Source organism: Bartonella sp. TT110JLCBS (genome assembly GCF_042193405.1).
Taxonomy (GTDB): domain Bacteria; phylum Pseudomonadota; class Alphaproteobacteria; order Rhizobiales; family Rhizobiaceae; genus Bartonella.
In genome coordinates, this window is the sequence record NZ_JBHILT010000003.1 from 119,978 (window position 1) to 133,724 (window position 13,747).

The window sequence follows — 13,747 nt, forward strand, 5'->3', positions numbered from 1 at the left end:
TACATATTTCCTCCAACTAACTCTGCCCCCTATCTTCCTCTGTTTATCAGTAGCGCCCCCAAGGAGGCATATTCCTAAACAAATATGAATACCCCCTAAAACTGACTTTATCATATTCTCATATGCCCCCACTTAATACATTCTCTTTCCTCCCCCCCCAAAGCATTTCACTGCTTATATATCGTAAGCATCTTCTGAATGAACCGTAAGGAGAGCAGAACGCAATTTTTGCAAAGCCCTAGCTTCAATTTGACGCACGCGCTCTTTCGAAATTCCTAACTTTTCACCGAGCACTTCTAGAGTAGCCCCCTCTTCATTGAGGCGACGAAAGCGAATAATTTCCAATTCCCGTTCGTTGAGAATTTGCAACGCATCGTAAAGCCATTGTGTACGCCGTTGACCATCAATCACTTGCTCAATTAAAGCATCAGGAAGAGGACTATCATCCACCAACACATCCATTTTAGCAATGGGATTATCGCTGTTTTCAGAAACAGAAACGCTCAAGGAATTATCAGAACTGGAAAAACGAAAATCCATTGTTTCAACATCACGCACAGAAACACCGAGTTTTTCAGCAATTGTGCGAAAAATATCCTGTTTTGACAAAGCACTATCATCTTGCACTAGTTTTGCTCGCAAACGCCGCAGATTAAAGAAAAGTGCTTTTTGCGAAGAACTGGTTCCCCCTCGAACAATTGACCAATTTCGCAAAATATAATCTTGAATAGAAGCGCGTATCCACCACGTTGCATACGTTGAGAAACGCACTTCCCGATCAGGTTCAAAACGTGCAGCAGCTTCCAATAGTCCCACATACCCTTCTTGTACCAAATCCCCCAATGGCATTTTGAAACGTTTAAAGCGATTAGCAATAGCAATCACTAAACGCATATGAGCCGCTGCAATTTGATGCATGGCATCATCATCACGTTTGTCTTTCCACCGCAGAGCCAAATCATGCTCTTTTTGTCGTTCAAGATAAGGTGCTTGCATAGCAGAACGCATCATATTACGTCCTAAGCTTTTGTCTGCATCGCTATAATTTTTGCTGCTTTTATAAACAGCATTTGAAAGATTACCCATAATAACCCCTTGCGATTAAAATTATCAAAATTGATTTGGCAACGACATCATTGTTCTTCGCTTAAAAAGAACGCAAAAGTTGTTAACTTCTGTATCCACTACTTTAACGTGTAAATTTATAATCGCAATTGTTTTTTTTACTGTCATGGTAAAACTTCTTGTCACAAGACACAATTTCACCTGTAAAATGCCTTTACACTATGCCTTTTAGCCTATGAAATATTTGAAAAAACTTTCTCTTCACTTTTCATGACAAAACAGCAAAAAAAAGTGATCATGCAAAACAAATGCTGTTTTTTGATAACCGGTTCCGTTTCCTTTTAAATTGAAGAATTTATTTATGCTTTCAGCTTTACAATACAACTAATAAGTGTAACTTGCAAATATAAAGCATCCAAACTGAATGAAAACTGAATAAAAAAAGAATCATTCAAGTTTTTAAGGCGCAAAGAAACAGCAAAAAATGACAAGAGTGATTGAAGCAAATGTAACAAACGTGTTAAAGAAAGAGCACCATTATGAAATTGTCGCAAAAAGCTTTTGACCAGTGTCACACTGAGAAAGAAAATGATCATGGATAGCAAGATTGTTCAACAGAATGAGATTCTTCAAGATGATATTCTCATTGAAAAACACGGAAGGGGTAAATTTGAAGGTTTTCGTTTTTATGCCAACAAAAACAGTACCGATCAAATAGCTGAGAAGCAAATTTCAACAGATAATGAGAATTTGATTCTTGCTTTTTCCAAACGCGCGACCCGTTTTTGTTCTTGTGCAAATGGAGATTTTACCCTCAGTTCTGATGGAATTGTGCGCTGGATTGGTCAACCTGTAGGACAACTTGTAGCAACAGAAGATTTTTTCAAACCCAAACTGATTGTTTTAGCAGATGAACAACTCACGGGAGAATCCCGCAATAACGTTGTGAAGCGATTAGAACGCTTTGTCGCCTTTCATTTTGAAACGACTTTAAAACCCCTGTTTGATTTGCGCAATGCTGATAATTTAACGGATTCAACAAACAGTCTTGCTTTACAACTTTTTAACTCTTTAGGGATTTTACCCCGCCGCGAAGTCTTAGACATTGTCAAAGGTCTTGCGCAAGAATCGCGTGCCGTGCTTCGGCGTCTAGGTGTGCGTTTTGGCGCTTTTCACATCTATGTTGCCGGAATGCTTAAACCAGCTCCAGTTCAAGCCATTACTCTCCTGTGGACTCTTCAAAATGCGGGACAAGATCAAACTGGTTTTGGTGAAATTTTTTCAGCATTATCTGCTGGTCGAACCTCTTTGATTGTTGACCCTACCTATAACCGCCAATTTTATCAATTAGCCGGCTACCGAATCTTAGGACAACGTGCTGTACGGATTGATATTTTAGAACGTCTTGCCAATCTCATCCGCCCCGCACTTCATTGGAAACAAGGAAGTGATCCCAGACCCGATGGAGCCTATGATGGCAAAAGTTTTTTTGTTACACCAGCCATGATGTCCATTCTTGGGGCCAATGGAAACGATATGGAAGAAATCCTCAAAGGACTTGGTTATCAATCGTACAGCATAAGCAATAGTGTTTTTGAACAAAATCTCTTTGCACACCAAGCCTCTTCCCCTGTCAATGGGGCAATGCAAGATGTTCCTGCAGCAGAATGCGTTGGAAGTCAATGGCAAACAATAAGCGATTTAGAAACAACACGAGAAGAAAAAACTACCTCATACCCAAACACTTTATCCTCTGGTATTGAAAAACATCTCCATAAAACCAATCGTTTACCAGCAGCTGAACCTGTTGGGAATTTTGCCAAATCCCCTCGCTCTACAGAAGAAGATAAAGTTATTTTATTATGGCATTATAGGCACCAATTTCACCACCAAGCACAAAAAAAACGTGATAAATTAGGAAATAAGTGGCAAAATAAATCGAAGAACGCTGTAAAAAAAGCGGAACACACAAATGAAAATTCCCCTCAAGAAGCACTATCACAAGCAAAACGCTCTCATAAGTTCCACAAATCCCAAGGAAAACATGCAAATCATAAGCCTTTTCAAAAAGAAAAGCGCCTTAATCCTGATTCACCTTTTGCGAAACTAGCTGTACTACGCGATCAACTCACCAATCATAAAAACACGCACCCACTTTCCTCTAAAGAGAATTAAAGTAACAAATGGAGTTTGATCTTGACCCACGTAGTAACCGACAACTGCATTCACTGCAAATATACGGATTGCGTTGAAGTCTGCCCAGTTGATTGTTTTTATGAAGGGGAAAATATGCTTGTTATTCACCCCGATGAATGCATCGATTGTGGTGTTTGTGTGCCAGAATGCCCAGCAGAGGCGATTTTACCTGATACAGAACCAGGATTAGAAAAGTGGTTAGAACTTAATCTTCATTATGCAAACAAATGGCCTAATCTAACCACTCGAAAAGATCCTCTTCCTCAAGCAGAAGAAATGGATGGCATTCCAAATAAATTAGAAAAGTATTTTTCAGAAAATCCAGGAAGTGGCGAAGAGTAATGATACAGTGCCCACCCTCCTCCTTCAACGATTGAAAGACTTCTCTTGTAAAAATAAAAAATCCTTAAGCGAAATGATTGATTCTTTGGAAGTTTGATGTTAGTGTTATTTTAACATGATCATCTTTCTAAGTATTTTTCTTTGCTTGTTATAGTAAAGCGATGTATTTTTTTTTGGATTTAAAAGTACTCGACTTTTATGCTCACTTAATTGGTACAATATACTTGGTTAAAGAAAACTCAACCCTCAGGTTTATAACCTGTTTTCCGATACATTTGTTGATCATAAGGGAGTAAACTAAAATATGGCATCCCAACATGGAACGTCTTCCAAGACCAAAGAATTCGCAACCTCTGAATATATCGTCTACCCTACGCATGGAGTAGGACAAATTATAGCGATTGAAGATCAAGAGGTTGCAGGACATAAATTAAAACTTTTTGTCATTCATTTCGCAAAAGATAAGATGGATGTCAAAGTCCCCATTGCAAAAGCCCTTTCCGTTGGAATGCGTAAATTATCTGCTAGTGACTCTGTCGAACGTGCCTTAAAAGTTTTACGCGGAAAAGCACGCGTTAAACGGACCATGTGGTCACGTCGTGCACAAGAATATGATGCTAAAATCAACTCAGGAGATCTTATTTGTATCGCCGAAGTGGTCCGTGATCTTTTCCGCTCTAATCTACAACCTGAACAATCTTACTCTGAGCGCCAACTTTATACAGCTGCTCTTGAAAGAATGGCCCGCGAAATTGCAGTTATTAATAGTCTTTCTGAAACAGAAGCTATCAATCTCATAGAGATGCATCTCTCCAACAAGCCGGAACGCGAGTTTAAAACTGAGAGAGAAGAAACAGATGAAAACAGCAAAGCTGTCTACGCTGCATAATACACTCTTTCATCATCATAATAATATTTCGGTAAAACCAGCTTTTTGCTGGTTTTATTTTTTAACATCCTCTCTGCCCTTAAGGACAAAATTTCTTAACCAACGCCAATCTATAAACAATCTAACTTTTCGACAAATTCCTCCTCCTCATTTTCTTTCTTCATAAATAACAAACTGATTAATCATCATAATCTAGCATATTCATATTAAATTAGAATCTTGAATATGGTAAGATTTCTCATTTCAAATTGCTCTCATGTTGAAATTAATCAAATTACTTGTTTGTCAATCACAAGCGGAGCTGATCTGTGGGTAAAAACTGTACAAAAAGAGCTAGTAGAACCATCTCAAGCACCAAAGGATATACCAACATTGGAATCTGGCAAAATGTGTAAGGCTGCTGGCTTGCTTTTTCATTAAGCGTAAAGATCATAGTGCCGTTTATACACTACACCCGAGACTTTACCATTTACCCTTCTACAAAACCATCGTAACATTCAAAAATACCGTCATAAAATGGATGCCACAAATATTGAAAAATATTCCTTTTAAAAAAACGCGTGACGGTACAACATAAGCATATTTTGTCGTGGGCGCTCTATTTTGCATGAGAAGCATTCCCCCATTAAAGAACGCGATAAAAAAAGCATGAACTAAAACCATCATCTCCATTCTGTAAAAGGCATGCCAAATACTTTTGAAAGCAGTAAAGCTAACTTAAAAAATAACAATAAAAATGAACGTTAGCATTGCCCTTTCAATTTCATATTTTTCCCAAATGAGATTTCTCATTTCAGAGATTACGAGATATACGCAATATTCTTACTCTAATCGGACACATAAAATCTAGAATGATTCATAGAACTCTTAAAAGTCTCAATCTCTGTTTCAAACAAACCGCTAAAGATTGAATATTCTCAGCAGGAATTGTCCATATATCATCTTCAATCTGATCTTCACGAATATGACGCAAAGGATTAGTACGAACGCCTGTCAGGATAAGCAAACGCAAAGCCAGTTGTGTTATGTTTTGTGTTTTACAGAGTAACTGATAAAAAGCAGGGACATCTTTCCAATCCATAGCTGGTCTATGAGTGGTTTTATGACGTTGCTTACCTTAAGAGCGCGCATGCTTTTATCGTTGCTTGTAAATCAACATCTAATCCTAATGCAGCCATATGTTTGAGACAAAGATTAAGACGCTTCAGTGCTGTCTGAGCTGTTGCAGCTTTTGCATGCCAAATGGGAGCACGGGTATTGCGTATCTCAATTTGCGTAATCTCTGAAACAGGCAGACAGCCTAATTTAGGGAGAATATAAAGGCGTAAGGGTGAAAACCAATCACAAGCTTTACCATCTCTTTTTAATTCAGCTTTACGGCTTTCAAAAGCATCTAAAGCAATATTTTTTAAATAATGGAGATTGCGCATTGCCTCACGCTTTTGTTTCTCACGTTCTTTAATGGGGTCACGCCCCTCACGTAAAACAGCCCACCACCCAGTTGCCAATTCACGGGGTTTGTTTTAAAGAAACATCTCTCAAGGCACCCAAGCCCATTTCGCAGCCCCCGGAATGGTATAACGTTAAGTCCATTAAGCACCCCCATTTTTACGCTGATGAAGAAGCAAGCCGGCACCATCGTTATATTTGCTAGCCCCCAATGTTGCGACAACCCTTGGCTCTTGAGACAATTCATAAGAACCATTTTTAGTTCTTTCTTATACAAATTTTATCCACACACTCATCCCACTTGTGACGTGCAAACGAGTGGTGTTGATTAATTTTAGATAGAGAGATTTGAAATGAGAGAATCCTACGTTATTCGGGGTTCTAATTCAATATGAAAACAGTGAATTATATATAAATCAATGTGTTGTCTAGTAATGAACAGATAACAAAAAAAATCATAAACTTAGGTAAGCACCACCATAAAATCATTCATAAACCAGCTATGAACTGGAGAGTCGTACCGGCTTTGATAAAATACTTTGCTCACTCCCACACATAACATATTTGGTTTTAAGTTTACTTATTGTTACAAGCTGTTCGCAACAAATCCCTTATATTCACAAAAATAAGAAAAATATATAGACAATTCTTAGTTCAAAAACATGAAAAGACAGCGTGATATTCATAGAAAAGTCTCATGCACCTTTATCATAAAAAGCACTAAAGATCATTGAATGTGTACACCTTCTGTCTTGTAACGGTTTTCTCTTTTCTGCTCATAAGAAAGCACGCTGGCATCAGCATACACTTAACCCCAATGTTACAGCAATTCTTACATTTGAAAGTATTCATTATAGACATTTTTTCCTTTTTTATAGAGTTTTTACTCACATACCATCCCCACGTGTGACCGAAAAGCAAGTGATTGTCATTGATTCAACATGAGAGAAATTTGAAATGAGAAAATCCTACGATAGACCTTCCATTCAAGGCGCAAAACAACAAATGATCTTTATAAATCAATGTGATGTCGATCTCTATTTTTTTAAGGAGAATCACATGTCACAATATAAGCCTATAGACAAACCATTGCCTTAAATATTCTCATAAAAAACACCGATATGCTTAAAGCCTTACATGGATCAACCGCCTTAAACGATAATATTTTACGGTCTAATAGGATTCTCTCTACAGTCAATAAAGATTAAGTGCGATACAAAATGATTCTATTACTAAGCTAACTTATATCAATACCCAAGCTCTTAACGAAGTCATCATAAAAGACACTGATACAAGTAGCCCTTTATAGCCTCTCAAGAAAACAAGAAAATCATCTCCCACAATAGAATCATTTCTTTACAGCAAAACTTTATCCCACACATGTTCTCAAGAAAAAGTGAAAAACGCATCTTACCCAATGCATTCACTAATGAAATAAAAGAAGTTGATCTCTGGAAAAGAAAGAAAACGCTAAAGTTTTAACCACTAAAACAGAACGTCCACGATACATTCCCTGTTCCACATCGATAGAAGACGATGCAAGGGAACCTCAACATTCATCTTAAAGCGAAAATGCACGCCCCAAGCGTGCATTGATCGATGAAATAAAAGAAGTTGACCTCTGGAAAAGAAAGAAAACGCTAAAGTTTTAACCACTAAAACAGAACGTCCACGATACATTCCCTGTTCCACATCGATAGAAGACGATGCAAGGGAACCTCAACATTCATCTTAAAGCGAAAATGCACGCCCCAAGCGTGCATTGATCGATGAAATAAAAGAAGTTGACCTCTGGAAAAGAAAGAAAACGCTCAGTCTTTAACCACTAAAACGGAACGCCCACGATACATTCCCGTTTTCAAATCAATGTGATGAGGACGACGTAATTCACCAGAATTTTTATCTTCGATATAAGTCGGCGCCTTCAGAGCATCAGCCGAACGGCGCATGCCCCTCTTCGCTGGAGAGGTTTTTCGTTTAGGTACAGCCATAAAAAGACACTCCAAATCCATTAAAACAGAAAAAGCAATGTCAAAAATGACAATGCTTCATTTAAAAACACCATAAAATTTTAAGATATTATACACTGATAAAAAAGAAGAGGCAATGTCAAAATGATCCTCCTCTTACTAAAAATGACCTTCTTGTTATCAAAAATGGTGTCACAATAATCAAATGAATATCAAAAACACTGCAAAATTTGAGAATTTTATACACCAATGAAAGCTTTTTTATAAGACCTTCATTCAATTTTTATTTGGTTTAAAAAGGGATTTGCGCATACAGTAGAGATACGGATAAAAAGAGAAGTTGATTTTTAATAAAAAACGACGCCAATTTATGAAAACAAGAAAAAGCGACAACCTTTCTCTTTAAACTTCATAATTTCATTTTTGTAAAAACTAAAGGAAGCAAGAATGCACGAATTTACCACCCTTCTTGCAAAACATAGAGACACCGTTGAAAAGCGGCTTGATACCCTGTTAAGTGATCAAATCCAAAATGGTGAAATTTCACGCCCTAAAAACTTAATCAAAGCCATGCGCTATGGTGTGCTGAACGGTGGAAAACGCTTGCGTCCTTTTCTTGTAATTCAAAGTGCTGCACTTTTTGATGTCCCTGTAGAACATTCTCTTGATGTTGCATGTGCCTTAGAATGTATCCATTGTTATTCGCTCATTCATGATGATCTTCCCACTATGGATAACGATATACTCCGGCGTGGAAAACCCACTGTCCATGTAGCATTTGATGAAGCAACAGCAATTCTAGCAGGCAATGCCCTCTTAACATTTGCCTTTGAAATTATTGCTCATAAAGCTAGTATTTTATCTACAGATATTAGAATCAAGCTGATCACGTCTCTTGCACAATCGGCAGGGCTTGGCGGTATGTTAGGTGGACAAATGCTGGACCTTGAAGCTGAAAAAAGACCGCAAGAAAGTACTGACATCATCACTCTACAACACATGAAAACAGCAGCCCTGATAAGCTTTGCTTGCCAAGCAGGTGCCATCATTGGCAATGCATCTAAAGAATTAACTGAAAAGCTTACTGATTTTGGTACCTATCTTGGTTTAGCCTTTCAATTAACCGATGACCTTCTTGATGTCACCGCCAACACGCAAACCCTAGGAAAAACGGCTGGGAAAGATGAAACGGCACAAAAAGCCACTTTTGTTCATCTTTACGGCATTAAAGAAACCCAAAAAAAGCGAGATACACTCATCAGTAAAGCAGAAGCATTCTTACATCCTTTTGGCGCTAAAGCACTCCCCCTCCAACAAGCAGCACACTTTAGTGCAATACGCCAAAATTAAACTTCATCCGCCCTATTGTACATAGTGTACACCATCATATTTATTGAATGCATAATAGACTTTTCAAAGAAACGTTACCATTAATCTCCATTATAGTCCTTATCATGAAATGGGTGCGACAAATCTTAAAAGGAATTTCATTAAAACAAGCCGCGTGAATTTATAACACAAATGCATTTTTGGTATCCTATTTTGCATAAAAAATGCCTTCCATTAAAGACTGAAAGAAACAAAATGTGAAACAATGCGTAATCACCATGTTTTAAAAGATATTACAGTGGGTGGTGGGTGCTTTAAAGCCGAATAAAAAACAACCGGAAAGAGGAAAACTCGTTTTCTCCTTTATGTCTTTAATCTTCTAACGATAAGGCAAAAAATAAACAGAATAAGTATCAAACAAGGCATTTTATAAACCCGAAAAAAACAATAAAAGAAGTACGATGCCCTCAGTAGAGAGTCGTAATTTTTATGCCTTTCCACGCTATCTTGTTGTAAAAGATCAAATATGGTTACATTCTGTAAATTCACTCGTGTATTGCTTGCTCTCTAAAAACACTTTTACAAAAGTGCTCGTTGTTTAGTTTAAGCATCATTTTTTTGAAGCTCGTATTAAAATATCAGAAAAAAATGAACATAATGGCTATTTTGATTTTTATACCACCCTCAAAGAACAAAGTCTTTTAACCTAATCTACTCTGTAAACAGTCTAGTTTCTTACCGAATAGGTTTCTCTCGCTTTCCACGCATGCGATTCACTTAAACTAAAGACGCGATAAACAGACTTAAGAATATTCACCATGCACTTCTTAAAATACTTAATGTATCAAACAGGCTACCTTCGCCACCCCTCAAATGACAGTATGTTATAGCATAACAGGATAAATAAAGTCATCAATTTCAATAGAACGAAAGACCAAAGCAGTATTATTACCAATCTCTCTTTTCTTAGCAAGAAAGATATAACACATTGATTTATAATGATAATTCGTGGTTGTTCAACTTGAATAAGAACCCTGAATATCATAAGATTCTCTCATTTCAAATCTGTGTATGTTAAATCAATCAAAATCACTTGCTTGCACGTCACAAGCGGGAAAAGCCGTGTGGGGCAAAACATCAAAGAAAAGACTAAAAAAATGCCTCTTATGAACCGTCTTAAAAGCCAAGGGCTGTCCGCAACATTAGGGGCGAGAAAAGTGAATGATTGTGTCGGCATGCTCCTTCAAAAGCAGAAACATTTTTATTTACAAAATTGTGTAATAACTTCAATTGAATAATAATCTTGATCACTGTACAACTTTAATTCATCACGCTCTTTATCTCGTTTATTCAATTCATCACATAAAAAGAGAATTGATAAGATTAAACAGAGAATGATCATTGCAACAGAAAGATAAAAAAAGTCCTTATTATTATATATAATAGCGCAATCTAATTTGTGATAAGTAGTTTTTTCAATCCAAGTGCAAATTTCCTCCTTTAAGTGCAATTTTCTTATTAAGATGAAAAGCATCATTGTAAGTGAACCTATGCCTGTTGTAAAAGCTGGAAAATATATCCATCTTTTGAAGCCATAATGAACAAACATGCAACATGGATAAGAAAATGCCGCGATTATTAAGACTATTATAGCCATTGAATATCCTTCGAGAGAATTTTTCTCACTACCCATTCAATGTCATTTGTAAATTCTTCTTGGTTTCATCATGTCATATATCGTGTTTAGCTCTATACAAAAACGCGCTATTTGTTTAGTATTGTCATCATGACCAGCTCTCATACTAGACACAAGGTCAATAATTTGTGTTTTGAAACTCATGCCATTTTCACTTGAAGAATTAAGAAATTTTTTCGCATAATCAATCATGGGGTCGGTAGCATTCATAGACATATTATAAGCCCAAATAAAATCGCTTTCTCTCCAATTATAGTCATTACGCAAACTGCTTATGACATTGGGTAGCATTGCCCATGACATCTCCTCATTATAATCACCGCGTAATAAATTAACAAAACGTCCACATAAAACAATCAGTATGTGACGATGCCGTATAATGTCAAACTTTGGTACGATATTCTGATAGCCATGGCTGTATACAAATTTTTTTGCTTGTTCATGCTTTTGAAAATGTTCAAAAGCGCCGTAATTTTCACTGATATATTTTTCGTAAAGTCTATCGTACTGTTCTAGACTATCCACGCGCGTACATCCCACCAATACAAATACAGAAAAAAGAGTTATAAATGTTACAACACGCGTTATGGATAACGATTTCATCGCTTTACCTTTTAATGACCATAATTTGTACGGCTTAACAGATTCCTATCAAATATATCAATATATGCTGTTTTCTTGTGGCTTATTTGTAGCAAATTGTACTCAACAATATTTCTGTACTTGGTTTTATTCCCTCTCAAAGAGGGGGATGTCATTCAAAGTTTCCATAGATAAAGTTTATTATCTGGATCAGAAATTTTCTAACATCAGAAAATACAGAGCTAACGCCACAATCAAAGAGAAAATACTCAAAAACGAGCCATAATGAGAATGAACAACGTAAAAAAATTATCTCAACAAGATGATTGATATTTTAAAGAAAACAGCAATAAAACGCGTTAAATATATCAACAATAAAATCCGTCATGAGGAAAGCCTATTTGAACAGGCTATAAATTGTCCGACTGTTTAAATTAGCTCAATGAGATAAAGTGTTACCAGCAAGGAACCAATGAAAATGGGAAAACTGCTCCATCACCATTCCTTAATAAGTGTATAATCCGGCACAATCATGTTCTTTATCAGCGTCCAATCTTATCAGCAACTCTTTGTGCAATATTCATGAGCAGCATTTTTATTTCCTTTTTAACGATTATTATGCCAAGCCCACTTATAATGTACAAGAAACATGATTTTGATTAATATACATAGATTTGCAATAAGAAGAACGGACAATATTCAGCTTTCTCATTCAACATGAAAACAATGATAAGACTTATAAATCAAAGCCTTGATCCACTATAATGCCCGATGAGACATGCGTGATAATGATAAGTAAATATTCTCACAGAGCTTTTTTGAGAGTTCCTTCTAAAAAAAATACCGCCAACAAGTAAATCAATAAATAAATAGCAAAAATATAAACGAGTGAGAAAAAGCCAAATATATTGACCATATACGCACTCATATAAAAAAATACCAATAAGCTAAATCTCCCAACGGTTGACAAAAAAGATTCATATGTAGCCCTGAAATGATCACTAATACTATCATGCAAAACAACTTCTACACGAAGATATGTATACTTAATGAGATAAAAAATCATACAGACTAAAATGACCGCCATTTCTTTTCTTGGTTCAAAGAAAGCGACTGTAGAAATCAGTAAAACCGAAAGAAACAACAGTAAAATAAAATTCACTCTTTCACTTAGTTTTGTAAAGAGAAAACTAGCCAAGAGCTGAGAGAACAATATCAGTGAAAATGTCACACCAAGATCAAAATAAGTGACAATAATATTATGATCTTTAAATATCCACTGCCAATATTGCGAGAATATATTGAAAAAAATCAATGAAAAATAAAAGCATAAAGAGATATAAGGAACTTTAATAAAAATAGACAACATCTCCTTAGCTTCACAAATGAGAGAATTCGCTTTATTTGGTTTTTTCTCCCCCTTCAAGTTATCAAGAAAAAACAAACCAAATAGTGTTGTCATCAACATTAAAAACGCCGCGATATACCATATATATTGGCTAGAATAATCAGCAAAATATGCCCCGATTAAACTAAATATAAACATGCCGATGTAATTATATTGAGAGCTCGCTCCCAGCACTTTTTTAGTCGATGTCACTTTTGCTTTTGCATATTGAACAAGTAAAGCATTATAAGCCCCAGCAATTAATGTCAGCGATAAGGCATTAAAAGTTTCTGCCAAAAGAAAACCATAAAAGCTTGTAGAAAACCCCATGAGAAAGAGCCATGTAGCAGCAAAAGCAGCTGCCAAAACGATCGATATTTTATAACTTTTTCGATCAGCAAAATATCCCAGAGGAATATCGGTAACCATCATAATAAAAGCCTGAAACGACTTAATGACACCTATATCAATAAGCGTTAAGCCTTTTTCAAGCATATAAAAAACAATAAAGGCGCCTGTTAAAATCCTTATACCATTAAATAAAAACCCGAATGCTAATATACTTGTCATGCATTCCCCCAATAACGCCAAAAAAAGGTCCCCGTATACATCATTTTATATCAATATAAAAGCTTACATTTTACGACAAATAGGGCTATAACCGCTATAAAGATCTCCAATCCTATCAATTTGATACCCCAAAAAATACTGGGAAAAAGCCTGAAAAATCAATAAACAATGTTCTTTCTATAATTTGATATTTGAAGAATCCGTTAAATATTTTACTGTCTCAAGAGCAGCCAAAAAACCAGCAACAACATTTACGGATCTATTTAAAGTAT

9 protein-coding genes and 1 pseudogene are annotated in these 13,747 nt (G+C 36.2%); 4 read left to right on the forward strand and 6 right to left on the reverse strand.

What is annotated here, in order from left to right; genetic code table 11:
- Positions 1-174: 174 nt before the first annotated feature.
- A complete protein-coding gene (locus ACFILW_RS02670) occupies positions 175-1,086 on the reverse strand; it encodes an RNA polymerase factor sigma-32 (RefSeq protein ID WP_375645928.1) in 912 nt (303 codons plus the stop codon).
- 573 nt (positions 1,087-1,659) lie between these two features.
- On the opposite strand from ACFILW_RS02670, the gene ACFILW_RS02675 reads away from it, so the two are divergent.
- The 3 genes from ACFILW_RS02675 to ACFILW_RS02685 all read left to right on the forward strand — a co-directional run bounded on the left by ACFILW_RS02675 (position 1,660) and on the right by ACFILW_RS02685 (position 4,492).
- A complete protein-coding gene (locus ACFILW_RS02675) occupies positions 1,660-3,240 on the forward strand; it encodes a hypothetical protein (RefSeq protein ID WP_375685123.1) in 1,581 nt (526 codons plus the stop codon).
- A gap of 21 nt (positions 3,241-3,261) precedes the next feature.
- Positions 3,262-3,603, forward strand: a complete 342-nt coding sequence (gene fdxA / locus ACFILW_RS02680; protein WP_375622556.1) for a ferredoxin FdxA — start codon at positions 3,262-3,264, stop codon at positions 3,601-3,603.
- A 304-nt stretch (positions 3,604-3,907) separates the two neighbouring features.
- Positions 3,908-4,492 (forward strand): CarD family transcriptional regulator, encoded by a 585-nt coding sequence (locus ACFILW_RS02685; protein WP_273790499.1) that lies wholly within the window; start codon positions 3,908-3,910, stop codon positions 4,490-4,492.
- Positions 4,493-5,399: 907 nt separating this feature from the next.
- Here the strand turns inward: ACFILW_RS02685 and ACFILW_RS02690 are convergent.
- Together ACFILW_RS02690 and rpmF are read right to left on the reverse strand one after the other, a co-directional pair.
- Positions 5,400-6,197 (reverse strand): annotated as a pseudogene (locus ACFILW_RS02690) (tyrosine-type recombinase/integrase); the annotation flags it as partial.
- 1,555 nt (positions 6,198-7,752) lie between these two features.
- Positions 7,753-7,932, reverse strand: a complete 180-nt coding sequence (gene rpmF / locus ACFILW_RS02695; RefSeq protein ID WP_005774555.1) for a 50S ribosomal protein L32 — start codon at positions 7,930-7,932, stop codon at positions 7,753-7,755.
- Between the two features lie 426 nt (positions 7,933-8,358).
- On the opposite strand from rpmF, the gene ACFILW_RS02700 reads away from it, so the two are divergent.
- Entirely contained in the window at positions 8,359-9,261 is a 903-nt protein-coding gene (locus ACFILW_RS02700) for a polyprenyl synthetase family protein (protein WP_375685125.1), read from the forward strand.
- Between the two features lie 1,240 nt (positions 9,262-10,501).
- Here ACFILW_RS02700 and ACFILW_RS02705 read toward each other — a convergent pair.
- The 3 genes from ACFILW_RS02705 to ACFILW_RS02715 form a co-directional block, all read right to left on the reverse strand.
- Positions 10,502-10,897, reverse strand: a complete 396-nt coding sequence (locus ACFILW_RS02705; protein WP_375685127.1) for a hypothetical protein — start codon at positions 10,895-10,897, stop codon at positions 10,502-10,504.
- A gap of 42 nt (positions 10,898-10,939) precedes the next feature.
- Positions 10,940-11,539 (reverse strand): hypothetical protein, encoded by a 600-nt coding sequence (locus ACFILW_RS02710; protein ID WP_375685129.1) that lies wholly within the window; start codon positions 11,537-11,539, stop codon positions 10,940-10,942.
- A gap of 784 nt (positions 11,540-12,323) precedes the next feature.
- Positions 12,324-13,475 carry an MFS transporter gene (locus tag ACFILW_RS02715; protein WP_375685131.1) on the reverse strand — a complete coding sequence of 384 codons (1,152 nt, stop codon included), beginning with the start codon at positions 13,473-13,475 and terminating at the stop codon, positions 12,324-12,326.
- Positions 13,476-13,747 lie beyond the last annotated feature (272 nt).

Coding starts and splice junctions, on each gene's coding strand:
- ACFILW_RS02670 (WP_375645928.1), bottom strand. CDS start 1,086: ATGGGTAATCTTTCAAATGCTGTTTATAAAAGCAGCAAAAATTATAGC.
- ACFILW_RS02675 (WP_375685123.1), top strand. CDS start 1,660: ATGGATAGCAAGATTGTTCAACAGAATGAGATTCTTCAAGATGATATT.
- ACFILW_RS02685 (WP_273790499.1), top strand. CDS start 3,908: ATGGCATCCCAACATGGAACGTCTTCCAAGACCAAAGAATTCGCAACC.
- rpmF (WP_005774555.1), bottom strand. CDS start 7,932: ATGGCTGTACCTAAACGAAAAACCTCTCCAGCGAAGAGGGGCATGCGC.
- ACFILW_RS02700 (WP_375685125.1), top strand. CDS start 8,359: ATGCACGAATTTACCACCCTTCTTGCAAAACATAGAGACACCGTTGAA.
- ACFILW_RS02705 (WP_375685127.1), bottom strand. CDS start 10,897: ATGGCTATAATAGTCTTAATAATCGCGGCATTTTCTTATCCATGTTGC.
- ACFILW_RS02710 (WP_375685129.1), bottom strand. CDS start 11,539: ATGAAATCGTTATCCATAACGCGTGTTGTAACATTTATAACTCTTTTT.
- ACFILW_RS02715 (WP_375685131.1), bottom strand. CDS start 13,475: ATGACAAGTATATTAGCATTCGGGTTTTTATTTAATGGTATAAGGATT.